Here is a 24,457-nt window from a genome sequence, read left to right on the forward strand (position 1 = left end):
GCAGCATGTGAAAATAGATTATTAGCGGAAGTTAGTCCTGCTGCTAATGAAGTATGAATCATAAAAACAAGCAGCAGTTTCATGACTGAGAGGAGGATGAACCTATGGCGGATGCACTCGTAATCGTGGAGTCGCCCTCAAAGGCGAAGACGATCGGCAAATATTTAGGCAGCAAGTTCATCGTAAAAGCTTCGATGGGACATGTACGCGATTTGCCAAAGAGTCAGATCGGCGTTGAGGTAGAGAATAATTTTAATCCGAAATATATTACGATCCGCGGCAAAGGTTCAATTTTGAAAGAACTGAAGGATGCACGTAAGAAAGTGAAAAAAGTGTATCTCGCAGCTGACCCGGATCGCGAAGGTGAGGCTATTGCATGGCATTTGGCCCATGCACTTGAACTGGACGAAACCGCGGACTGCCGAGTAGTATTTAATGAAATTACGAAACAGGCTGTCAAAGATGCGTTCAAAACGCCACGCAAAATCAACATGGATCTGGTTAACGCGCAGCAGGCAAGACGTATTCTGGATCGGCTTGTAGGATATAAAATTAGTCCGTTATTATGGAAGAAAGTCAAAAAAGGGTTGTCCGCTGGCCGCGTTCAGTCCGTGGCCGTCAAAATCATTTTGGATCGTGAAAATGAAATTAATGATTTTGAACCGGAAGAGTACTGGAGCATTACTGCCAAACTGACAGCGGATGGAAATCCGTTTGAAGCCAAGTTCCATCAGTTGAACGGTACAAAAACCGAACTTGGCAGTGAGGCAGAAGTACAGGCCATTTTAAAACAAATCGAAGGTGCTTCTTTTACAGTCAAAGAAGTTAAAGAGAAAGAACGCAGCCGTAACCCTTCTGCTCCGTTCACAACGAGTTCATTGCAGCAGGAAGCCGCACGTAAATTGAATTTCAGAGCTTCCAAGACGATGTCTGTCGCGCAACAGCTGTATGAAGGTGTAGACCTCGGAAAAGAAGGCACAGTAGGTCTCATTACGTATATGCGTACAGACTCTACCCGAATTGCAGCATCGGCTCAGGAAGAAGCAAAGGAATACATTATTGGCAAGTACGGTGAACCATTTGCACCAGAAACGCCTAGAAACTATTCCAAAAAAGCAGCCAATGCTCAAGACGCGCATGAAGCAATTCGTCCAACTTCAATTTTGCGTGATCCGGATTCCATTAAATCGTTTATGAGCCGTGATCAATTCCGGTTGTACAAACTGGTTTGGGAACGTTTTATAGCGAGCCAGATGTCATCTGCCGTTCTGGATACACTATCCGTAGACATTGCTGCAGGAGATACGATTTTCCGGGCAGCGGGTTCCAAGGTTCGTTTCCAGGGATTTATGAAGGTGTATGTAGAAGGTAATGATGACGGCACAACGGAAGAAGATCGTCTGCTGCCTCCGCTGAAAAATGGAGATGTGCTGGAGAATCGGGAGATTGAGCCGAAACAGCACTTTACACAGCCGCCACCACGTTATACGGAAGCAAGGTTAGTTAAAACGCTTGAGGAACTGGGCATAGGGCGTCCGAGTACATATGCGCCAACGCTGGAGACCATTCAGAAGCGCGGATATGTTGCAATTGAAGAGAAGAAGTTCATGCCAACGGAATTGGGTGAACTGGTTATCGAACAGATGGAGGAGTTTTTCCCTGAGATCCTGAATGTGGAGTTCACCGCGAACATGGAAGGTGATCTTGACCATGTGGAGGAAGGGTCGGAGGACTGGGTCAAAGTACTCGCAGAATTCTATGAGTCCTTTGAGAAACGCCTTGAGTTTGCAGAAGAAGAAATGAAAGAAATCGAGATTGAAGATGAAGTATCGGATGAAATATGTGAGAAGTGCGGCAAACCGCTCGTTTATAAGCTGGGACGTTTCGGCAAGTTTCTCGCATGTTCCGGATTTCCGGATTGCCGGAATACCAAACCGATCATCAAGGACATTGGTGTAACTTGTCCGAAGTGTAGGGAAGGGCATGTTGTTGAACGCCGCAGTAAAAAAGGCCGTATTTTCTATGGCTGTGACAAGTATCCTGAATGTGATTTTGTATCGTGGGATAAACCATCAGCGAAACCATGTCCAAGTTGTGGATCATTAATGATTGAGAAGCGGAACAAACAGGGAACACGATTGCAGTGTACTTCATGTGATCATCAAGAGCCGGTAGAGGAACCGGATGAAGAATGAGCGGATTAGCATAATGGGGGTAAATGATTTTGACGAATGAACAACAAGTAACCGTTATTGGTGCCGGGTTGGCAGGAACAGAAGCAGCTTGGCAGATCGCAAGTCGCGGTGTGCGCGTAAAACTATACGAGATGAGACCGGTTGTGAAAACGCCGGCTCACCATACAGATAAATTTGCAGAACTGGTATGCAGCAACTCACTTCGTGCCAATGGCTTGACCAACGCAGTTGGAGTATTGAAGGAAGAAATGAGAATGCTTAATTCTCTGGTTTTGGGTGCAGCAGACCGTCATGCCGTTCCAGCAGGTGGGGCACTTGCTGTGGACCGGGACGGATTCTCAGGAGAGATCACATCTACGCTTCATCAGCATCCGCTCATCGAGGTTGTCAATGAAGAGCTGACTAATTTGCCGGAAAACGGAATCGTTGTTGTTGCAACCGGACCATTGACTTCACCAGCATTGTCAGAGCAAATCAAGGCTCTAATGGGTGAGGAATACTTCTACTTCTATGATGCGGCTGCGCCGATTATCGAAAAAGATTCCATTGATATGGATAAGGTCTATCTTGCTTCACGTTATGATAAGGGCGAAGCAGCGTACTTGAACTGCCCAATGACAGAAGAGGAATTCGATGTGTTCTATGAAGCATTGATCACAGCGGAAGTTGCTCAGCTGAAAGAGTTTGAGAAAGAAATTTACTTTGAAGGCTGTATGCCGATTGAAGTCATGATGAAGCGTGGTAAACAGACGGCTTTGTTTGGTCCGATGAAACCTGTAGGACTCGTCAATCCGCATACTGGAGAGCTTCCACACGCTGTTGTTCAGCTTAGACAGGACAATGCGGCAGGAACGCTGTACAATCTGGTGGGATTCCAGACGCATCTGAAATGGGGAGAGCAAAAGCGTGTCTTTAATTTGATCCCTGGACTTGAAAATGCGGAATTCGTCCGTTATGGCGTAATGCACCGTAATACATTTATTAATTCTCCCAAACTGCTTCGTCCAACGTATCAGTTCAAAGAGCGTCCGAACCTGTTCTTTGCAGGTCAAATGACAGGAGTAGAAGGTTATGTAGAGTCTGCGGCATCCGGTTTAATCGCGGGTATGAATGCAGCCAAAGCAGCCCTTGGACAGGAATTGGTAGTATTGCCGGTGGAGACAACTCTGGGCAGTATGGCACAGTATATTACAACCGCTGATTTCAAACACTTCCAGCCAATGAATGCAAACTTCGGATTGCTGCCGAAACTGGAAACCAAAATACGTAACAAAAAGGAAAAAAATGAAGCACTTGCGCAGCGTGCACTGGATAGCATTGCTCGTTTTGCAGCAGCTGAAGGTCTAACCGTTCCAGAACGCGTGTAAATTAATCGTGGGAGGAGGCTGATATCATGGATATGTCATTTCATGCTACAACGATCTGTGCAGTTCGTCATAATGGCAAAGCAGCGATTGCCGGTGATGGTCAGGTTACCATGGGGCAAAGTGTTGTAATGAAAAATACAGCCAAAAAGGTAAGACGTTTATATCGTGGACAGGTTGTGGCGGGTTTTGCCGGTTCCGTAGCGGATGCCATTACCTTGTTTGAGAAGTTCGAAGGCAAACTGGAGGAACACCATGGCAATCTGCAGCGCGCAGCGGTAGAACTCGCCAAGGATTGGCGCCAGGATCGGATTTTGCGCAAGCTGGAAGCACTCCTTATTGTTATGGATAAAACGGGTATGCTGCTGATTTCTGGCGGGGGCGAAATTATCGAGCCGGATGATGACGTTATTGCTATCGGCTCAGGAGGAAACTTTGCCTTATCTGCTGCGCGTGCGTTAAAACGTCATGCGGTGGATCTGGAAGCGAAAGACATTGCTCGTGAATCACTCCAGATTGCTTCAGAGTTATGCGTATATACCAACAATAATATTATTGTTGAAGAGTTGTAAGGAAAAGCAATCTCCCGTGATGGAGCATGATGATTAAATCGGCTTCAGCTACTTCGTGGAGATTCTTTGTCCTTGTAGGTAAGATTAATAACGTTCTATCTCATAAACAAGGTTCGCATACTGGTAGGAGGGAATCTATATGCATACTCAAGCGTTAACGCCAAGACAAATCGTTGCAGAGCTTGACAAGTACATTGTAGGTCAAAAACAGGCTAAAAAATCGGTAGCGGTTGCCCTTCGCAATCGTTATCGTCGCAGCCTCTTGCCTGAGCATACCCAGGATGATATTGTGCCTAAAAATATCCTGATGATTGGACCTACCGGTGTCGGCAAAACGGAGATTGCACGCCGACTGGCGAAGCTGGTAGGAGCTCCATTCGTAAAGGTGGAGGCGACGAAGTTCACGGAAGTGGGTTATGTTGGCCGTGACGTGGAATCGATGATTCGTGATCTGATTGAAACATCTTTGCGGATGGTCAAGCTGGAACGTACAGAAAAGGTGAAGGACAAAGCCGAAGAGGCTGCCAATGAACGGATTGTACATATTTTGGCACCTTCACAATCCAAATCCAAGAATCAGCGGAATCCGTTCGAAATGATTTTTGGCAACAATGGCAATAACGCGCCAGAAACCGAAGAGCAAGAACCGGATACGGGAGTAGCCGAGCGGCGACGTAAAATCAAATTCGATTTGTTATCTGGCAAGCTGGAAGATGACGTTATCGAGATTGACGTGGAAGATACCACGCCAAATATGATGGATATGTTCGCGGGTCAAGGAAATGATCAGATGGGGATGAACATGCAGGAGATGTTTGGCAGTTTATTGCCTCGTCGTACCAAAAAACGTAAACTGGCGATTAAAGAAGCTCGCAAAGTGTTGATCCAGGAAGAAGCCGGCAAGTTGATCGATATGGATGATGTTACTCAGGAGTCCATCCGCCGGGCGGAACAGACAGGTATCATATTCATTGACGAAATTGATAAAGTGGCCAGTCAGGGACGCGGTAGCGGCCCCGATGTATCCCGTGAAGGTGTACAGCGTGATATTCTGCCAATCGTGGAAGGATCTACGGTAATGACGAAGTATGGCCCTGTCAAAACGGATTACATCCTGTTTATGGCAGCCGGTGCATTTCACGTAGCAAAACCCTCGGATCTCATTCCAGAGCTTCAGGGACGTTTTCCAATCCGTGTAGAACTGAACAGCCTGACGCTTGATGAATTTGTATCGATCCTCACGGAACCTAAAAATGCATTAACCAAGCAGTATGTGGATTTGCTGCGTACGGAGAATATTGAAATTGAGTTCTCGGATGATGCCATTCGTGAGATTGCCAAGCTGGCTGAGTCCGTGAATCAGAATACCGAAAATATCGGTGCACGGCGTCTGCATACTATTCTGGAGAAACTTCTTGAGGATCTATCTTTTGAAGCGCCAGAACTTACATTGGATCGCATGGTAATCACTCCGGAATATGTACGTGAGAAATTGAATGACATTGCACTGGATCGTGATTTAAGCCAATATATCTTGTAACATAGGTGTATTGCTCTGTTCAGAGCATGTTTGAAGTATGAATGACGGTATACACTGGATGAATGAAGATCAAACGACTACACGGAAATAGGATATTCGGTCCTGGTTCTGACTCTCGTAGACTTTATTCAATCCAAGGGTATGCCGTTTATTTTTGTTTCAGTCTAATATAATGCAGTATTATAACCGATAAAAGAGTTGGAGTTGTATAAGACGAAAGACAATCTAGGACTTGTGCCGCAGAGATAATGTATTTACACCCTAAAGATGCACTTACAACTCATATTCAATAATTCTATAAATCCCAATAAAAGGATTTATTTTTTCCAAGTCTGGTGATCGGTTTAATTAGAGGAGTAAGAAATTTTTGCGCAAATGCGCAAAAAAAGAATTTGTTCACATTGCAGATGTGACAAAATTTTATCGGTTCATTAAAATCTGCATACGAGGTATAAATGTTAAAAAAGTGTTGGGGAAATTCAGTAAAATCAAATAATCCAATATGGATATTTTGTCAATTATCTATTTCATTGAAGATCAAAGAGTATAGTTGAATTGATAAGAAAGCTTATTATATCGGTAAATATTTCTAACAGAAAACGGATTGAAGCCTCTCAATGTATTTCAGGTTTGTATTAATATGATGTGCTCAAACGTACGGGAGCATAGTACAAATTTTAAGAATGTTTAAGAGCTCATATAGAGTGCTTAAGCTTATTTTTGTTTTGGGCCCCGACATTTACGAAAAAATTCATAATTTGCAGAAAATACACAAAAAGCTCTGTCTTTCAGAAAAGATAGGGCTTTTTTCTTATTGTAATATATCCCAATCTCGAAGAAACTTATGTTATACGACAACATCAGAGTTAATTCTACTTAAGTCCTAGAAAACCGTGTAAAAGCGAATGTTTTTTGTCGAAAAAACATAAGTATCCTGACGGAAAAAGATTGAATCTATTTCCATAATTTCTAAAAGAGAGGAGGGCGATTATGAATCTTTTGAATGATATTAGTTTTCAAAGGTTACAAGGTGCACTCGATGCCTCCAACATTAGACAACGAACGATTGCTGACAACATCGCGAATGCGGACACCCCGTATTTCAAGCGTTCGGACGTTGCTTTTGAAGAAATGCTGCAGGAACAAATGAATGGAGATATGCCTGTTCTTAAAGGGAAAGTAACGGATTCAAGGCATTTTGTCATAGGTCCTTCCTCTTCCATACCTACACCAGTAGTTAATATGGACCAGTCAACCTCCATGAATAACAACCAGAACAACGTCGATGTAGACAAAGAAATGAGTCTTCTGGCGGAGAACCAGCTGCGTTACAACGCTTATATTCAGCAAGTAAATGAACAGATTAAAATGATGCGTGTTGGAGTCGAAGGGAGATAACTTAGGTGAATATTAGTAACAGTTTCAGTATCAGTGCATCGGCTCTAACAGCTCAGCGTTTGCGAATGGACGTTATATCTTCCAACATTGCCAACGCCGAGACGACTCGCGCGAGTGTAACCAACGGTGAGGCGGTTCCTTACAAACGCAAGATGGTTGTGCTTGAACCGAACAAGTCCTCCTTCAACAGTTTGCTTCAAAATCAAATGAAAAACAGTGGGTCTGGAGAGGGAGTTCGAGTATCAGAGATTCGTGAAGATCAATCGCCTTTGAAACCGGTCTATGACCCTTCACATCCGGATGCCAACGCTGAGGGGTATGTTTACATGCCTAACGTGGATATCGCGAAAGAAATGGTGGACATGATCTCGGCATCACGCTCATATGAGGCAAACGTCACAGCTTTGAACTCAACCAAAGCAATGATATCAAAGGCATTGGAGATTGGAAGGTAATAATTAACGGCTTAAAGGTGGAAATATCCATAAAACCAAAGAACAGAGATGAAAGGGAGGGACATTAATGATTCAGAACAACATGTTTAGCACACAGGGGATTCAACCGCTTCAGATGCAAAGTACGGCACAAAGCAAACCATCTACACCAGCCGAAACCATTCAGAGCTTCGGTACATACCTACAGGATGCGCTAGGGTCTGTAGCTGCACAGGAGACCCAAGCACATGAAATGTCAAACCAATTCCTGGTTGGAAAAGTGAATGTTGATCAGGTGATGATCGCTTCCGAACAGGCCCTGTTGAGTCTGCAACTTACGACTCAAGTCCGAAACAAAGTAGTCGAAGCATATCAGGAGATTATGCGTACGCAATTGTAAATTGGCTTACATGCGCTTCGACAACAGCGCTGATTACTACAACAAGCAGCTGCGATGCTGCTCCTGACCGTTAATCCTTTAGAATTGATAGAGATTGCGGAAGGACAGACCAAGCAAAGTTTCGGATGGGGTGACAGAGTGAATGAGAGAATTGCCCAGTACAGGGATAAGGCATCCCAGTATTGGAATAGTTTTAGCAAAAAGCAAAAAGTATTATTTATTTCCACTTTCCTGTTTTTAATTTTGGCTGCACTCGTACTAACCATGCAATTGTCAAAGACGGAATATGAAGTTGCTTTCACGGATTTGAATGCAAGTGACTCTGCAGGCGTCATTAATTATCTTGATTCATCCAGTATTCCATACAAATTAAGTGCAGACGGCAAGACCATATCTGTACCGAGCACGGATGTTGCTATTGCAAAAGTAAATATCGGATCACAAGGAATTATTCAGAATGGTTCATTAGGATATAAGTCATTCGAGGAGTCATCGTCTCCCATCGGGATGACGGATAAAGAGTTCGATGTGAAGTATAACAATGCATTGAACGGAGAAGTGGAGCAGTTGCTTCAACGGATGCAAGGCATACAGGATGCTAAAGTACTGGTCAATATGCCAAAAGATAATATCTTTGCTGGCCTGGAAGAACAGGATAAAGCATCAGCATCGGTGGCCCTGCAATTTAAACCAGGTTATCACCCCAATCAGGCTGCGGTAGATGGATATTTTAATTTGGTCAAGACTGCTATCCCCAATCTACCTATTGAAAACATAACAATTACGAACACGGATGAAGCGGAACTGATTCCAACGGCCCGAGGGGGTAGCGGAGGATTATCTTCTGAGGTCCAGGAAAATATGGCGTTACAGAAGAAATTCGAAAATGATGTTCGCAATAACGTGAAACAATTTCTTTCCCAGATTGTCGGTGACGAGAACGTCAATGTTTTGGTTGCTTCCAAGCTTAATTTTGACAAGGAAACGCGGAAAGAAAACCTGGTTACACCGGTCGATGTAGATAATATGAAAGGCATCGAGATCAGTGTGCAAGAGATTCAAAAGAGTTACACTGGGGCAAGCAATCCGACAGGCGGTGTTGCTGGCACAGGTCAAGAGGAAGTTCCGGGTTATCCATCATCGGATGCATCAGGCAACTCAACCTCGGAAGAAACATCCAGCACTAAAAACTACGATGTCAACCGAATTGTTAAAGATATCGTTTCCAGTCCATATACTGTAAAAGATTTAACCATTAACGTCGCGGTTGAACCACCGGCAGGACAAACAGAATTACAAGCACCGGTTCAGGATGCAATTGAAAATATTTTGGTTAACATTGTTCGTGCATCATTGGCGGACTCAGGCACTGTAATAAGTGACGCAGATTTGGCCAAAAAAGTTTCGGTAATGTCTCAAGGTTTCCAGACTGCTGCGGCAACAAATACTGGTTTCCAGCTTTCCACCGGAATGATGTGGGGCATAGGAGCACTGGTGGCAGCACTGATTGCAGCGGTTGTTATTTTGTTAGTACGCCGTCGTCGCAAGCAAAACGAAATAGAAGAAGAGGACATTCCTCTTCCGGTAGCAACAGAGTTTCCGTCCATTACGTTGGACAGTGTAACGAACGAAAGTCAAGTGCGCAAACAATTGGAGAGTTTGGCAAAGAAAAAGCCAGACGAATTCGTCAATCTGCTGCGTACGTGGCTGGCTGACGAATAGAGGTGAACGCATTGGCGAAGGCAAGCAGTCAAGGTCTGACTGGAAGACAAAAAGCAGCAATTTTGTTGATTACATTAGGTCCGGAAGTATCCGCGCAAATCTTCAAACATTTGCGTGATGAGGAGATCGAACAACTGACGTTGGAAATTGCCAATGTTCGCAAAGTGGATGCTTCCGAAAAAGATATGATTATGTCTGAGTTTCACCAGATCTGTCTGGCACAGGAATATATCTCTCAGGGTGGTATTACGTACGCGAGAGAAATTCTGGAGAAAGCACTCGGGTCGCAAAAAGCACTTGAAGTTATTAACCGTTTGACGGCTACGCTGCAAGTTAGACCATTTGACTTTGCGCGTAAGGCGGATCCGAATCAAATATTGAACTTTATTCAGAACGAAAGCCCGCAAACGATTGCTCTGGTATTATCGTATCTGCAATTTGAGCAGGCAGCAGCGATCTTGTCCTCGTTACCACAAGAGAAGCAGGCCGATGTAGCACGCAGAGTTGCTGTTATGGACAGTACTTCTCCGGAAGTCATTTCTCAAGTGGAGCGGGTGCTCGAACAGAAATTATCTTCAACTGTTACGCAGGATTATACAAATGCGGGTGGTATCGAATCCATCGTTCAAATCTTGAACGGCGTCGACCGTGGTACGGAACGTACCATTCTCGATTCGTTGGAAATACAAGATCCGGAACTTGCAGAAGAAATCAAAAAACGCATGTTTGTATTCGAAGATATCGTCAATGTGGACGATCGTTCGATCCAGCGTATTATCCGGGATATCGACAACGCAGATTTGCAGTTGGCACTCAAAGTGGCAAGCGAAGAAGTACGGGATGCTGTATTCCGAAATATGTCGAAACGGATGTCCGAGACATTCAAGGAAGAGATGGAATTCATGGGACCTGTTCGGTTGCGTGATGTTGAGGAAGCTCAAACTCGTATCGTAGGAACGATCCGTAGATTGGAAGAAGCCGGTGAGATCATTATCGCTCGCGGTGGAGGAGATGATATCATTGTCTAATTTGATTAAATCTTTCCAGTATGTACCGGTTGATGACCGCAAACGACTCGAAAATCATCATCATTATGGTGGACCGCAGTCTGATGCGGAGATAGATGGTGAACGTGCTGAAGGTTCCGAAGCTGAGATGCTTCAGGCACGCGTGGACGAAGAAACACAACGTCTTACCGCGGAGATGCTGGAGGATGCCAAGGAGTTTGCAGAAAAGCAGGTACGTGAAGCTTCGGAGGAAGCGGAGCGATTGCTTCAAGAAGCCCGTGAACAGATTGATAGCTGGTGGCAGGAGCAGCGTCAGCAGGATGAACATCTGACTGAAGCGCTTCGTTCACAAGGTTTCCAGCAGGGTTTTGAAGAAGGCAAAGTACATGCTGAACTGGATCTCCAGGTGAAGATCGAAGAGATGATGAAGGAAGCCCGTGGGGTGCTTGAAGAAGCTTATGTTGCCAAAGAGCAGATTATTCAGGAAGCAGAGCCTTTCCTTGTGGATCTCGCCTGTGGTATCGCTGAGAAAGTGATCGACAAACAACTCTCGGTTGAACCAGAACATACGATTGAACTGATTCGTCAGAGTTTGTCTCGCAAACGTGAACAGGGGATGATCACCTTATGTGTGGCGCCTGATCAATTTGCTTTTGTACAAGCCGCACGTGAAGAGTTGGCTATGGCAATTGACTCTCAGGCAGAATTGCAGATTTTGCCTGATGCTACGGTAAAAGACAAGGGATGTGTTATACGGTCGTCGTTTGGAAGCGTAGATGCCAGAATTGATACCCAGCTCGCTGAAATTAAAAAAGAACTGATCCGCATAGCACTTGAGGATGAGGGGCGAAAAAATCAACATGAAGATTCTTAGCTCACAGAGATACATGGAACATCTCAAGCAATTTGATCCCGTTCGCATTAATGGTAAGGTCACACAGGTCATTGGTCTTATGGTTGAGTCTGAAGGTCCGGATGCTAGCATTGGTGATGTATGTTACATCTACCCCGGAAAATCTGCCAAGCCACTTCAGGCAGAGGTTGTCGGGTTTAGGGATAACAAAGTATTGCTCATGCCACTCGGTGAACTTCAATCCATTGGTCCTGGATGTGATGTGGTTGGAACGGGTAAACCACTTGGGGTTCAGGTTGGATCAGAATTGCTTGGTAAGGTGTTAGATGGATTGGGACAACCTTTAGATGGTTCCTTGTTGCCTTCCAGAATGCCGATGTACTCCACATCCAATACGCCTGTGAATCCGATGGATCGTCCACGGGTACTTGAGACGATGAGTGTAGGTGTGAGAGCCATTGACGGGCTGTTGACGGTGGGCAAAGGACAGAGGGTCGGCATATTTGCCGGATCGGGTGTTGGTAAAAGTACACTGATGGGCATGATTGCCCGCAATACAGCAGCAGACGTCAATGTAATTGCTTTGGTGGGTGAGCGGGGCCGTGAGGTTCGTGACTTTATTGAACGGGATCTGGGTCCGGAAGGGCTGGAACGATCCGTCGTTATTGTTGCTACTTCTGATCAACCTGCTCTGATTCGTATCAAAGGCGCGGTCATCGCAACTACGATTGCGGAGTATTTTAGAGACAGAGGCATGAATGTCATGTTGATGATGGACTCCGTTACACGTTATGCCATGGCACAGAGGGAAGTGGGACTTGCCGTGGGAGAACCTCCGGCAATGAGAGGTTACACTCCTTCTGTTTTTGCGAGTTTACCCAAGTTGCTTGAGCGAGCGGGGACTGGGCCCACAGGTTCGATTACGGCTTTTTACACGGTTCTTGTCGACGGGGATGATATGAACGAACCGATCGCAGATGCGGTGAGAGGTATATTGGATGGTCATATTGTACTGAACCGGTCCATCGCGAATAAAGGCCATTTCCCTGCCATTGATGTGCTTGCAAGCATTAGTCGGGTTATGAAGGATATTGCTCCTGAAGAACAGCTGGAAGCCGTTAATAATATGAAGAGACTGATGGCTGTGTACAAGGAATCAGAGGATTTAATCAACATTGGGGCTTATCAAAGAGGTTCAAATGCAGCCATCGATGAATCGATAGACCAGATTGATAGCATATGGAATTTCACGAGGCAGAAAGTCGATGAAAAAGTAACGCTGAGTGAAGTACAGGAACGTTTGATTCTTGAATTTGCAAGGAGATGAATGGGTAAACGATGAAATTTCGATATCATTTCCAGAAGGTTGTTGACCTGAAAAGCAATGAAAAAACGCAAGCGGAGTGGATGTTATCCACAGCGATCGGGGAACTTCAGACGGAGGAAGAGCATCTTCTACAACTATTGAATGATAGAAAGGAAATGATTAATGTCATTCAATCCGCTACGGAAAGTAGTGCTTCTGTATCCAGCCTTCAGGAGATGCAGCGGTATGTCCATCACCTTGACGAGTGCATTTCACGCAAAAGTAGTGATGTCAGACATGCTCAGGTCAATGTGCAACGGAATCAGACGTTTCTGAACGGCAAAATGATGGACGAAAAAGTATGGCTTGGGGCGAGAGACAAGGCCAAGATCAATTTTCAGCAGGAGATGCTCCTCCGGGAACAGAACGATCTGGACGAGATGGCTACTGTACGCTTCGCTGCCAAAGCCGGACGCGCGAATTGATGTGGCCGGACGCGAAGTTGTCTCGTGAAGGAGGAATGAACAATGGCTGTTAAAGACACAGATATGGAAAAAGAGTCGAGCGGCGGTTGGGAGAAGTTCTTGATGATTTCAATCCCAATTGTGTTCACTGTGGTTTTGTTGGGTGTTTTGCTCACTCTATTTAATGTAGATATTCGCAACAACCTGCTTGAAGTAGCTAACAAAATTCCTGTCGTGAAAGACTGGGTACCTGATCCAGTGCTAGATCCGGAGAAAAAGAAACTGGAGAAGAGCGAGCAGCAGGTTGAAAGTGCAGAAGCGACAATAGAAAAGCTTAAGGCACAGGTGAATGCAAAAGAAACTGAGCTCAAGGCAGCACAGGAAGCCACAACGACTGAGGCCAAAAAAGCAACTGATTTGCAAAAGAAATTGGATGATGCGGAAAAAGCTGCTGAAACCGCTGTGCAGAATCCAGAGACCGAGTCTGATTATCAGAAACAGATTAAAGATTTAGCTAAGATGTATGCGAACATGAGTCCCAGCAAGGCTGCACCCATTTTGCAAAATATGACGAATGAAGAGATGGTTTTGCTTCTGAGTGCAATGCAATCAGCTGCACAAACCAAGGTGTTGGAAAAGATGGACCCCAAAACAGCAGCTGATGTCACGATGATGATGAAGGATGCGAAACCATCCGGTGATCTGGCCCTGGATGCACTGCAATCTCGCTTAAAGAAAGAGACTGCAACGACATCTACGGCGTCTACGACTAATTCCAAAAATTTGGATAAAAATCAACTCAGTCAAACGTTTGCTTCCATGTCGGCCTCAAGTGGAGCGAAGCTGTTGCTGGAAACATATAAGCTGAGTCCGGACAAAACCTTGACCATTTTGAATTCTGTTGACGATGCTACACGTTCTCAATTGCTTGAAAATATGTCGACTGAAAACTCGGTTGAAACTGCAAAAATATTAAATAAATTAATGGGTAACAAGTAAGATTAGTAGCGTCTGTTTACTACGGAGAGGAGGTGAAAACAAATGTCGATTGTATATCAAATGACATCCACATCATCCGCCAAGACAACAGGAGCAGCTCAGACAGCTGGAATTGGATCCAAAGGTGCAACTGCTGGTAGTGGTGATTTTCTACAAACTCTTGCCCAATCATTGAATGGTGGTGCAACGGCGGAGAACAGCTCGGCTGCAGCAGGGAGCTTAACAGCGAATCCGCTTATGTTTACCTTTGCAGCTAGTGAAGACGGAGAACAAACATCGATCATCGATATCTTGAGTTCGTTATTCGCAGATTTGGATTCGCTAGATGAAGCTTTGGAAAATGATCCGTCACTACTAGGGGATTTACAAAGTCTGATTCAGCAGATGTACGCTCAATTAAATGCTAATTCAGGCACTCAAGTTGAAGGTTCTGAAGAGCCCGCAACTGAAGCGGGAAGTGCAGCATCAGCAATTGATCTGGCGGAGCATCCTGCAGCAGTGCGTTTTGTATTACAGGATGTGCTTACACAGTTGATCTCTGGAATGAATGAGCCGGATAGTACAGTTGCCAAGAATGCTCCAGAATTCAAGCACCTGCTTCAATCTCTTCAAAGTCAGCTGCAAGACGCTGGCGTTGATACGAGTCTTAACAAAGGGTGGTCTGAACTTAAATCCATTCTGGATACATTAGTGGTGGCTAAGGATCAGGCGGTGCAAGTGGCTCCAACCAATCCCGTTCAAACGTCCAAGCAAGATTCCGTGGTACCGCAAGTTCTTGTTGCGGCGGCTTCAAATACTGAAACTAAAGTTACAGTTGATACGGATTCAACACCTACTGCAAATGAAGCTGGAGAAGTGGATCATTCAAGTATCATCACGGCAGGAGAGTTGTCTCTACGTTCATCAGGTACATCAGCAGGTAAACCAGCTGAGCCTGTCATGCAAGCATCCCAGTTTGCAAAAGAGATGACAGAGTTTGTTGTGAATAAGTTGGATATTGTGCAGCAAAAGGGATTTTCGGAGGCGACTATCTCCCTCCGTCCGGAGCATCTGGGTAAGCTGGATGTACAGATTACTTTGCAAAACGGACAACTGGTTGCACGTTTTATGACCGAGCATACGATGGCGAAAGACATGCTGGAACAGCAAATGATGCAACTGCGTAGCTCGCTTCAAGCTCAAGGCATTCAAGTGGAACGACTTGAGGTTACTCAGAACAGCTCACTTGGTTCACAAATGTACCAGGATGGTGGACGCCAGCCAGGAAGTAATTCTCAGCAGCAACGGCGCTCACGTGAACGTGAAGAACAATCGGATGATGCTGTAACTACAGCAACTCTGCAAGAAGAATTACGCAACTGGCGCAGTGAGCATGAAGAAGGAAATGACCTGCGAAGAGACACGTTTACAGCAGAGGCTTAAACAGAAATGAGGTGAAAATATGGCTAATGAAGCGATTTCTACCAATAATACATGGCCTAACTATTCGGCAGCGAATAGAGCTACAACAAGCGCTGCAACAAAAGAGCTGGGCAAGGATCAGTTTCTTAAAATATTGATCACACAGCTACAAAATCAGGATCCGATGCAGCCAATGGAAGATAAGGAATTTATCGCTCAGATGGCTCAGTTCAGTTCGGTAGAACAACTGGTGAATATCTCGTCTCAGCTCAAGACTTTGAATCAGTCTCTTGGGACAGTGTCTGGCATGATTGGCCGCGAGATCAGTTGGCTTTCTTCTAATAAAGAGGATAACGGAACCCTCCGTCAAGGTATTGTGGATTCCATCATCGTACGAGACGGTGTTCAGTACGCAAAAGTGGGCAATGACGAAATCAAACTGGATGAAATTATTCAGGTAACCAATCCAACACTGGCTGAGGAAAATGAAACTCCAGTTCAGGACGCTGCAGATTCAGCTGTAACGAACGAAAGCAAGGAACCAGAACCATCAGCGCAGCCTGAAGACAATGGAAACACGTTATGAGTGATCGGATAACAGTAGGCCAACTGTACACAGGTCCAATTACACCCAATTTGCTTAACCGTTCCAAAACGGGAGAAGCGTCCAATTTAACTGAACGCCCTTTTGCACAGGTATTGGAAGACAATCTTCTAAAATTGAGTAATCATGCTGCCAAAAGATTGGAACAGCGTGGTATTGAACTCAAGACTGAGCAGATGCAGCAGATTGAAACTGCTCTGGATAAGGCTGCTGCCAAAGGAGCCAAGGAATCCTTGATTTTGATGAAAGATATGGCTCTTATCGTTAATGTCAAAAATCGCACTGTCGTTACAGCCATGGATAGTGAAAGCATGAAAAATAATGTATTCACTCAGATTGACAGTGCTGTAATCATTTCTTGACCGGCTGGCCCTTCTCGGGAGCCGGAATGCCGCTGACCGACTGACGCGGTAACCAAATTAAGACTGGGAGGATTTTTAAAAATGTTGAAATCAATGTACTCAGGCGTTTCCGGGATGCGGGGTTTTCAAACGAAACTGGATGTAATCGGTAATAATATTGCGAACGTGAATACGGTTGGTTTTAAAGGTAGCCGTGTCATGTTCAAAGATATTATGAGTCAGACCACTGCAGGGGTGACTGCACCGACGGATACTCCAACAGGTGGTGTGAATGCGAAGCAAATCGGTTTGGGTGTAACTGTAGGATCTATTGACACATTGCATCTTGCAGGAAGTCCTATGACAACAAACAATCCAACAGATTTACGTATTAATGGAGATGGGTTCTTTCTGGTTTCCATGGGAGGAGATCAGGAGGTTCCATTTCTAACTCGTGCTGGGGATTTTCACGTAGATGCGGCTCGTAATCTGGTTACATCTGACGGCCTTTTCGTATTAGACAGTGAAGGGGAACAAATCACAATTGCTGATGATGTCGTTTCCTTTACAATCGGCCAAAACGGTATGATTAACCAGACAATGGCTGATGGAACAATCGAAAGTGAAACTCAACTGGGGATTGGGAAAGTGGTCAACCCTGAAGGCCTAGAAAAAATAGGGGGTAACCTTTACCGGATGACTGCCAATGCCAATCCTGACGGCACACTTGTTTCTTTAACAGCAAATGATGCCGAGAATGGAACAGGCTCAATTATTGCAGGACAACTTGAAATGTCCAACGTAGATCTGACTGGTGAATTCACAGAGATGATCGTGGCTCAGCGTGGATTCCAGGCGAACTCACGGATTATTACAACGTCGGATGAAGTGCTTCAGGAAGTTGTTAACCTGAAACGTTAATAACTGATTAGCAATTTTTAATGCGTGGGGGAGCTTGCTCCTCCACTCTGATCGAGGGGGCTTAGCATGATTTCGGTTACGCGGTTAAATGGTTCTCCCATGTGGTTAAATGCGCTGATGGTTGAAATTGTGGAAGAGACACCAGACACGTATATTACTCTGGTAACCGGAAAGAGACTTATTGTGCTTGAAAAGGCCGATGAAGTCATTTCCAAAATTAAAGATTACAACCGTGAAATCGGGGTTCAGGCAGCCACTATTAAAGTGCAGCAAACGGAGGAGTCCTGATGAAAAAGATGTTGCCTTGGCTTGCAACAAGCTTGCTAGCTATAACACTCATTGTGGTGGTTGTGTTTGTATTTATGCAAGGACAGAACGGGAATAAGCTTGATACACATACGGCAGCTGCTGCAGAGAAGAAGATGACTGCGGATGAGATTGTTGCAGTTTCCTCAGAGCTTGGAGAAATTAAAACCAATTTGGCTGATATAGACCATATTGTCGTTGTAAGTTTTTCTTTCAAATTATCCGACAAAAAAGCCAAAGAAGATTTTGAGAAAATCAAGGAAATCACGGTGAAGCCTATTATCATCCAGACGTTTGCGGATACCAAGTCTGATGAACTGGCTACAGCAAAAGGTCGTATTCAATTTAATAAAAAATTGACCGAGCTCATTAATGAAGCTTTGCCAGAAGGTAAGCTGACCAGCACTAATTTTTCTTCTTTTGTGATGGCGCCAATGTAATGAACAGGACACGCTGTAAATCTGTAAGGGGGTGAGAACATGGTGGATGTATTATCACAAAATGAGATTGACGCCCTATTAGCTGCCCTTTCCTCTGGTGAGATGGATGCTGAGGAATTGAAAAAGGAAGAAACTCAAAAGAAAATTAGATCGTACGATTTTAAGCGGGCGGTTCGTTTTTCCAAAGATCATATTCGAAGCTTGACCCGTATTCACGAAAACTTTGCACGCTTTCTCACCACTTATTTTTCAGCCCAACTGCGGACGTTCGTTCAGATCAATGTCGTTCAGGTTGAACAGTTGCCTTATGACGAGTTTATCCGTTCTATTCCGAAGATGACGATATTGAACATATTTGAGGCGGAGCCATTACAGGGACGGATGGTGATGGAGGTTCATCCCAACGTGGGTTATGCAATGCTGGATCGTCTGCTTGGCGGAACAGGAAATGCACCGACAAAGATCGCATCGATGACGGAAATTGAGACGACGATTATGGAGCGGATTTTCAGCCGTGCGTTTGAGAGTTTGCAGGAAGCATGGAAGACTGTGTTGGATATTTCTCCAAGGATGGAAGCGCTGGAGACCAATCCGCAATTTATGCAGATTGTTTCCCCCAATGAGACCATTGCTTTGATCTCACTGAGTACCAAAATCGGTGACACCACAGGCATGATCAATTTGTGTATCCCGCATGTCGTTCTTGAACCTATTATGTCCCGGTTGTCGACTCATCAGTGGTTTGTTTCGGAGAAAAAAACGAGAGCTCCGGAAGAATATGATGCTCTTAAAGAGCGTGTGAACAAAGCCAAATTGCCCGTCGTTGCGGAATTGGGAGAATCCAGGATTTCGATTGCTGAATTTCTGGGTCTGTCTGTTGGCGATGTCATTACGTTGAACAAACCCGTTGATGAGGGACTGTCCATTAAAGTTGGAGACAGGCTGAAGTATATGGGAAGCCCGGGAACGATCAAGGATCGTGTGGCTGTGCAAATAGACAAGATTGTCACCGAAGGAGTTGAAGAATTTGACGAGTAAGGATTATTTATCCCAAGAAGAAATCGATGCTTTGCTCAGACAATCGGAATCGATGAACAGTTCGGAACCGGCTGAGAAAACAGTTGATGATTTTTTGACCGAGCTGGAACAAGATGCCTTGGGAGAGATTGGTAACATTACATTTGGTAGTGCAGCGACAGCTTTGTCCACGCTTTTGGGCCTAAAAGTAGATATTACAACACCTAAGGTGTCCATCATTAGCCGGACACAGTTTGATGAAGCATTTCCTAAGCCTCATGTTGCAGTCCATGTGAATTATGTAGATGGATTTGAAGGGATCAACTCGCTAGTCATCAAAAAACGGGATGCTCAAGTCATAGCCGATCTGATGCTTGGTGGCGAAGGAAATCCGGTCGATGAAGAACTGAATGAAATCCATATCAGTGCAGTGCAGGAAGCGATGAATCAGATGATGGGTTCGTCAGCTACATCCATGTCCACAATCTTTAACCGTTTCGTGAATATTTCTCCTCCGGGAATTGATATTCTCAATATGGAAAGTGGTGAAGGAGTCAGCAATCTTCCAGAAGATGAGACGTTGATTCAAGTATCATTCCGTCTGTTAATTGGCGATCTGATCGATTCCAATCTCATGCAGCTGCTTCCAGTACACTTTGCGAAAGAAATGGTAGAGATGTTGATTGGAGGCGCCCAAGAGTCTACTGCAAGTGCGCCAGTTGCGTCAACACCTGAGCCAGCACCAGCAGCAGTACCTGTTGCCCCTCAGCAACCTCCGGTTCAGCAACAGGTGCCGCCACAGGCGCAACAACCGCCTGTTCAAGATTATAATGGATATGGACAGGCTCCTATGGGGATGCCTCAAGGAATGCCGCCACAGCAGCCTTACAGCATGCCTCCGCAGCAACCATATGGTGTGCCGCAGCATTACGGGGGTATGCCGAACAGGAATGTAAACGTACAACCGGTTCAATTCGCCAATTTGCAAAACGGGGCGTTTGGTCAGGTAGACGAAAACAATTTGAATTTATTGATGGACATTCCCCTTAAAGTCACCGTAGAATTAGGAAGGACCCAGAAGCAAATTAAGGATATTTTAGAACTGTCACAAGGTTCAATTGTCGAGCTGGACAAACTGGCCGGTGAACCTGTCGATATTTTGGTAAATAACAAATTGATTGCCAAAGGTGAGGTTGTCGTAATCGACGAAAACTTTGGTGTTCGTGTTATAGATATCGTAAGCCAATGGGACCGAATTCAGAAATTACAATAAGCACAATTTAGGGAGGACTTGAATCAAGATGGCAAACCGAATTTTAGTCGTGGACGACGCTGCATTTATGAGAATGATGATCCGGGACATTTTGTCCAAAAACGGATACGAGGTCGTTGGCGAAGCACAGGATGGATCACAAGCAATTGAGAAGTTTAAGGAGCTTCGTCCTGATCTGATCACAATGGATATTACCATGCCTGAGATGGATGGTATTGCAGCATTGAAAGAAATCAAAAAAATTGATGCCAACGCAAAAGTGATTATGTGCTCTGCGATGGGTCAACAAGCGATGGTTATTGATGCAATTCAAGCCGGAGCCAAAGATTTCATCGTGAAGCCGTTCCAATCTGACCGGGTTATTGAAGCAATCAGCAAAACGCTGGGCGTTTAAGAGACATGATGATGGCTCAGGATAAGATTCCAAATGATGTAGGCGCGGGAGTCAATTATTATTTTCAGCTTGTATGGGTGATTGTTGTCCTGGCCGTCATTCTGGTTCTTATAGTCTATCTGATTCGTTTTCTAAACAAACGGAATCAGCGATGGTTCCGGAACGGCACAATTCGTATTTTGGGTGGAGTCGGACTGGGACCAAACAAGTCGCTGCAAATTATAGAAATTGGCGGTAGCGTTTATCTACTCGGTGTGGGTGATGACATACAGCTGGTGGATAAGGTTTCGGATCTTGAAGAGGCACAGCGAATCATTGATTCATTTGAACGGGATGCTTCAGCACAACAGGGAAGCCTCTCGCCTCTCATTGCGAAGCTGGCAGCCCGCTTGCGCAAAGATGAACCGCCGCGGGAAATGGAACTTGAGGATACAACCTCTTTTCACGAACTGTTTGAATCTAAACTTCGGCAGATGCCTAACCGTAAAGAAAAGATGGAGAAGGTTCTGGAAGAAGACAATACTACAGATCGGTCGAGGGATTCATGAAGAAAAAGATTTGGTTAGCGTGTTTTTTCATAGGGCTCTTCAGTCTGGCCTCCGTCACTGCTGCCTTTGCCGAACCGATTCCGAATATTGACATTCAAATTGGAAACGGGGATGGGAGCACACCAAGCACGAGTTCACTGTCGATTATCCTGTTGATCACGGTACTTAGTATAGCGCCAGCTTTGCTAGTACTGATGACCAGTTTTACCCGGATTGTTATCGTTCTCGGTTTTGTGCGGACATCCTTGGGTACGCAGCAAATGCCACCCAATCAGGTGCTGGTCGGTTTGGCACTTTTTCTGACACTTTTCATTATGTCACCGACGTTGTCGTCCATCAATCAGGTAGCGCTTCAGCCCTATCTCAAGGGAGACATCACACAAACCGAGGCGTTGGAAAAAGCTGCGGATCCCATGAAGAAATTTATGTTCTCCCACACCAGGGAGAAAGACCTATTGCTGTTTATGAAGTACAATCAAACCGAAAAGCCCAGCACATATCAGGATATTCCGATTACTGTGATGGTACCGGCATATGCAATCAGTGAGTTGAAGACAGCATTCCAGATGGGATTCATGATCTTTATTCCATTCTTGGTTATAGACATTGTAGTGGCGAGTACACTCATGGCTATGGGGATGATGATGCTTCCACCTGTCATGATCTCATTACCTTTTAAAATACTGCTATTTGTACTAGTCGATGGCTGGTATCTGGTTGTGAAGTCACTGTTGCTGAGTTTTAACACTTGAGCCGGAATATTAAAGGAGGACGGTCATGACTTCGGAGTTTATTATCGGTCTGGCCGGGAAAGCGGTCTATACTTCACTGCTGGCCAGCGCACCCATGCTTATTCTAGCTCTGGTTGTAGGACTCATTATCAGTGTGTTTCAGGCAACAACTCAAATTCAGGAGCAAACGCTGGCCTTTGTACCTAAAATCATTGCCGTACTTCTGGCAGTACTTTTGTTTGGTCCTTGGATATTGAATATACTGGTCGATTTCACGTATAACATTCTCGATAATTTATACAGATACATAGGGTAGGCTGTTGCAGATGGAGACATTGTTGCAAAGTTTTCCTGTCGCTCTGCTTATGTTTTGTCGAATAGCATCATTTTTTGTAACTGCTCCTGTCTTCTCCGCTCGGAATGTGCCGAATTCTATTAAAATTGGTTTATCGGCATTTGTAACCTTGACTGTGTATATGGTATACGGCATAGACCAGGTTGTACCAACGGATCTGAGTTATATCCTGCTGGTCATCCGAGAGATATTGATTGGCTTGCTCCTAGGCTTTGTTGCTTATCTGTTAATGACCGCGATACAGACAGCAGGAACCTTTATTGATCTTCAGATCGGTTTTGGTATGGCTAACGTATATGATCCAATGACTGGTGCTTCTGCACCGCTTACAGGTAACTTCAAATATGCCTTTGCTATACTGCTCTTTCTGACAATGAACGGACATCATTATCTGCTCGATGCCATTGTATACAGTTATCGCTGGATTCCGTTGTCGAACGTATTCTATCTACGATTGGCAGATGGAAGTATTGCTGAATTTTTGGTGCGTACATTAGGTCAATCTTTTATGTTGGCTTTTCAGATGTCTGCACCGATTGTAGTTGCCCTGTTTTTGACGGATGTAGGATTGGGATTCTTGGCGAAGACGGCTCCTCAATTTAATGTATTTGCCGTCGGAATGCCGCTTAAGGTACTCGTTGGGCTTGCTATTTTGCTTTTGCTGGTTCCCAGTTTTGCCTTTGTGTTTAGTCAATTGTTCGAAGTAATGTTTAGCTCCATGGAAAAATTGCTTGGGACCATTGGACAAAGGCCGGGCTGAGTGAAACGGAGGACAAGATTCGAATGAAATATCAACTCGACCTCCAGATGTTCGCAGGGGAAAAAACAGAGAAGGCGACCCCGAAAAAGAGGCAGGATACGCGAAAAAAAGGACAGGTTGTCAAAAGTATGGAGCTGTCCGGCGCATCCATTCTCCTATTCACCTTTTTGATCATGATGATGTTCAGTAACTTTTACAAAGAACGTATGGTTCGACTGTTTACTGACATCTTCATTAATCGGCTGAGTATGGAGGTCACCGGGGAGAATGTCGTAGCCTTATTGATGCGTTATGGCATTGAGGTGATGCTATTGCTTGCTCCTGTTTTGCTTGGTGCAGTACTTGTTGCGTTAATCGTCAATTACATGCAGGTAGGTTTCCTGCTTGTAGGAGAGGGGTTAAAGCCGAAACTGGAAAAGTTGGATCCGATTAAAGGGTTCAAGAACATTTTTTCTCTTCGTTCTTTGGTGGAGTTTGCTAAATCCATTATGAAAATGTCGATTATCGGCTTTCTGGTTTACAGTACGATCACAGGTTATCAGTCAGATATTGCTTCATTGTCACATTTTTCATTGGATGCGATTCTGCATTTTGCTGCTTCAATCACCTTAAACTTGGGAATCAAGATTGCAGTAGCCCTGTTAGTACTTGCCGTACTCGACTATATGTACCAGAAGTATGATTACGAGAAAAACATTAGGATGTCCAAACAAGACATCAAAGACGAATACAAAAAAATGGAAGGTGACCCACTGATCAAAGGGAAAATCAGGGAGCGCCAGCGTCGTATGGCTGTTCAGCGCATGATGCAGGAAGTTCCCAAAGCGGACGTGATTATCACCAACCCAACTCACTTTGCCGTAGCGCTTAAGTATGAAGGGTCTGAGATGGAAGCACCGCAGATTATAGCCAAAGGTCAGGATTACGTCGCCTTGCGCATTAAGGAAATTGCCAAAGAGCACGGTGTCATTACAATGGAAAACAAGCCGCTGGCACGGGCATTGTTCCAGAGAGCCGAGATTGGTGACGCTATACCGGCTGATTTGTTTCAAGCGGTAGCCGAAGTGCTGGCTTATGTATATAAATTAAAGGGCAGAACGAAATAACAGGGG

Annotated in this window: 27 protein-coding genes; all 27 read left to right on the forward strand. The window is 44.8% G+C overall.

Annotated elements, in window-relative coordinates; genetic code table 11:
• The first annotated feature begins 104 nt into the window (after positions 1 to 104).
• The gene (topA, locus tag AMS66_RS27475) at positions 105 to 2,195 is read left to right on the forward strand and encodes a type I DNA topoisomerase (protein WP_053783787.1); all 2,091 of its coding nucleotides are present in this window, start codon (positions 105 to 107) and stop codon (positions 2,193 to 2,195) included.
• A gap of 23 nt (positions 2,196 to 2,218) precedes the next feature.
• On the forward strand, positions 2,219 to 3,562 hold the full coding sequence (trmFO, locus tag AMS66_RS27480; protein ID WP_407944575.1) for an FADH(2)-oxidizing methylenetetrahydrofolate--tRNA-(uracil(54)-C(5))-methyltransferase TrmFO: 1,344 nt from the start codon (positions 2,219 to 2,221) through the stop codon (positions 3,560 to 3,562).
• A gap of 26 nt (positions 3,563 to 3,588) precedes the next feature.
• On the forward strand, positions 3,589 to 4,131 hold the full coding sequence (hslV, locus tag AMS66_RS27485) for an ATP-dependent protease subunit HslV (protein WP_024630205.1): 543 nt from the start codon (positions 3,589 to 3,591) through the stop codon (positions 4,129 to 4,131).
• A 139-nt stretch (positions 4,132 to 4,270) separates the two neighbouring features.
• Positions 4,271 to 5,671 (forward strand): ATP-dependent protease ATPase subunit HslU, encoded by a 1,401-nt coding sequence (hslU, locus tag AMS66_RS27490; protein ID WP_053783789.1) that lies wholly within the window; start codon positions 4,271 to 4,273, stop codon positions 5,669 to 5,671.
• A gap of 990 nt (positions 5,672 to 6,661) precedes the next feature.
• The gene (flgB, locus tag AMS66_RS27495; RefSeq protein ID WP_053783790.1) at positions 6,662 to 7,069 is read left to right on the forward strand and encodes a flagellar basal body rod protein FlgB; all 408 of its coding nucleotides are present in this window, start codon (positions 6,662 to 6,664) and stop codon (positions 7,067 to 7,069) included.
• 5 nt (positions 7,070 to 7,074) lie between these two features.
• A complete protein-coding gene (gene flgC, locus AMS66_RS27500; RefSeq protein ID WP_053783791.1) occupies positions 7,075 to 7,524 on the forward strand; it encodes a flagellar basal body rod protein FlgC in 450 nt (149 codons plus the stop codon).
• A gap of 67 nt (positions 7,525 to 7,591) precedes the next feature.
• The gene (gene fliE / locus AMS66_RS27505; RefSeq protein ID WP_024630209.1) at positions 7,592 to 7,903 is read left to right on the forward strand and encodes a flagellar hook-basal body complex protein FliE; all 312 of its coding nucleotides are present in this window, start codon (positions 7,592 to 7,594) and stop codon (positions 7,901 to 7,903) included.
• A gap of 138 nt (positions 7,904 to 8,041) precedes the next feature.
• A complete protein-coding gene (gene fliF, locus AMS66_RS27510; RefSeq protein WP_053783940.1) occupies positions 8,042 to 9,625 on the forward strand; it encodes a flagellar basal-body MS-ring/collar protein FliF in 1,584 nt (527 codons plus the stop codon).
• 2 nt (positions 9,626 to 9,627) lie between these two features.
• Positions 9,628 to 10,653, forward strand: a complete 1,026-nt coding sequence (fliG, locus tag AMS66_RS27515) for a flagellar motor switch protein FliG (RefSeq protein ID WP_407944576.1) — start codon at positions 9,628 to 9,630, stop codon at positions 10,651 to 10,653.
• A complete protein-coding gene (locus AMS66_RS27520) occupies positions 10,646 to 11,506 on the forward strand; it encodes a FliH/SctL family protein (RefSeq protein WP_053783793.1) in 861 nt (286 codons plus the stop codon). Before fliG ends, AMS66_RS27520 begins: the two co-directional genes overlap by 8 nt.
• On the forward strand, positions 11,493 to 12,812 hold the full coding sequence (gene fliI, locus AMS66_RS27525; protein ID WP_053783794.1) for a flagellar protein export ATPase FliI: 1,320 nt from the start codon (positions 11,493 to 11,495) through the stop codon (positions 12,810 to 12,812). The genes AMS66_RS27520 and fliI overlap by 14 nt, the downstream gene beginning before the upstream one ends.
• Positions 12,813 to 12,823: 11 nt before the next feature.
• Positions 12,824 to 13,276, forward strand: coding sequence for a flagellar export protein FliJ (fliJ, locus tag AMS66_RS27530; RefSeq protein ID WP_053783795.1), 453 nt, complete (start codon positions 12,824 to 12,826; stop codon positions 13,274 to 13,276).
• A 42-nt stretch (positions 13,277 to 13,318) separates the two neighbouring features.
• A complete protein-coding gene (locus AMS66_RS27535) occupies positions 13,319 to 14,254 on the forward strand; it encodes a MotE family protein (RefSeq protein WP_053783796.1) in 936 nt (311 codons plus the stop codon).
• A gap of 42 nt (positions 14,255 to 14,296) precedes the next feature.
• The gene (locus AMS66_RS27540; protein WP_053783797.1) at positions 14,297 to 15,676 is read left to right on the forward strand and encodes a flagellar hook-length control protein FliK; all 1,380 of its coding nucleotides are present in this window, start codon (positions 14,297 to 14,299) and stop codon (positions 15,674 to 15,676) included.
• Positions 15,677 to 15,695: 19 nt separating this feature from the next.
• On the forward strand, positions 15,696 to 16,241 hold the full coding sequence (locus tag AMS66_RS27545; protein ID WP_053783798.1) for a flagellar hook capping FlgD N-terminal domain-containing protein: 546 nt from the start codon (positions 15,696 to 15,698) through the stop codon (positions 16,239 to 16,241).
• On the forward strand, positions 16,238 to 16,621 hold the full coding sequence (locus AMS66_RS27550; protein ID WP_053783799.1) for a TIGR02530 family flagellar biosynthesis protein: 384 nt from the start codon (positions 16,238 to 16,240) through the stop codon (positions 16,619 to 16,621). The genes AMS66_RS27545 and AMS66_RS27550 overlap by 4 nt, the downstream gene beginning before the upstream one ends.
• 81 nt (positions 16,622 to 16,702) lie before the next feature.
• Positions 16,703 to 17,521, forward strand: coding sequence for a flagellar basal body rod protein FlgG (gene flgG, locus AMS66_RS27555; RefSeq protein WP_053783800.1), 819 nt, complete (start codon positions 16,703 to 16,705; stop codon positions 17,519 to 17,521).
• 66 nt (positions 17,522 to 17,587) lie between these two features.
• On the forward strand, positions 17,588 to 17,809 hold the full coding sequence (locus AMS66_RS27560) for a flagellar FlbD family protein (protein ID WP_024630220.1): 222 nt from the start codon (positions 17,588 to 17,590) through the stop codon (positions 17,807 to 17,809).
• A complete protein-coding gene (locus tag AMS66_RS27565) occupies positions 17,809 to 18,267 on the forward strand; it encodes a flagellar basal body-associated FliL family protein (protein WP_053783801.1) in 459 nt (152 codons plus the stop codon). The genes AMS66_RS27560 and AMS66_RS27565 overlap by 1 nt, the downstream gene beginning before the upstream one ends.
• Positions 18,268 to 18,306: 39 nt before the next feature.
• A complete protein-coding gene (gene fliM, locus AMS66_RS27570; protein ID WP_024630222.1) occupies positions 18,307 to 19,305 on the forward strand; it encodes a flagellar motor switch protein FliM in 999 nt (332 codons plus the stop codon).
• The gene (gene fliY, locus AMS66_RS27575) at positions 19,295 to 20,557 is read left to right on the forward strand and encodes a flagellar motor switch phosphatase FliY (RefSeq protein WP_053783802.1); all 1,263 of its coding nucleotides are present in this window, start codon (positions 19,295 to 19,297) and stop codon (positions 20,555 to 20,557) included. Before fliM ends, fliY begins: the two co-directional genes overlap by 11 nt.
• A 28-nt stretch (positions 20,558 to 20,585) precedes the next feature.
• Positions 20,586 to 20,951 carry a response regulator gene (locus tag AMS66_RS27580; protein ID WP_017689175.1) on the forward strand — a complete coding sequence of 122 codons (366 nt, stop codon included), beginning with the start codon at positions 20,586 to 20,588 and terminating at the stop codon, positions 20,949 to 20,951.
• 11 nt (positions 20,952 to 20,962) lie between these two features.
• A complete protein-coding gene (locus AMS66_RS27585) occupies positions 20,963 to 21,499 on the forward strand; it encodes a flagellar biosynthetic protein FliO (RefSeq protein ID WP_053783803.1) in 537 nt (178 codons plus the stop codon).
• Complete coding sequence (fliP, locus tag AMS66_RS27590; RefSeq protein ID WP_053783804.1) at positions 21,496 to 22,251, forward strand: flagellar type III secretion system pore protein FliP; 756 nt, start codon at positions 21,496 to 21,498, stop codon at positions 22,249 to 22,251. The genes AMS66_RS27585 and fliP overlap by 4 nt, the downstream gene beginning before the upstream one ends.
• Positions 22,252 to 22,276: 25 nt before the next feature.
• Entirely contained in the window at positions 22,277 to 22,546 is a 270-nt protein-coding gene (fliQ, locus tag AMS66_RS27595; RefSeq protein ID WP_024630226.1) for a flagellar biosynthesis protein FliQ, read from the forward strand.
• A gap of 10 nt (positions 22,547 to 22,556) precedes the next feature.
• On the forward strand, positions 22,557 to 23,345 hold the full coding sequence (gene fliR / locus AMS66_RS27600; protein ID WP_053783805.1) for a flagellar biosynthetic protein FliR: 789 nt from the start codon (positions 22,557 to 22,559) through the stop codon (positions 23,343 to 23,345).
• Between the two features lie 23 nt (positions 23,346 to 23,368).
• On the forward strand, positions 23,369 to 24,451 hold the full coding sequence (flhB, locus tag AMS66_RS27605) for a flagellar biosynthesis protein FlhB (RefSeq protein WP_029880928.1): 1,083 nt from the start codon (positions 23,369 to 23,371) through the stop codon (positions 24,449 to 24,451).
• Positions 24,452 to 24,457: the final 6 nt, after the last annotated feature.

Source organism: Paenibacillus xylanivorans (genome assembly GCF_001280595.1).
In the GTDB taxonomy this organism is placed as follows: Bacteria; Bacillota; Bacilli; order Paenibacillales; family Paenibacillaceae; genus Paenibacillus; species Paenibacillus xylanivorans.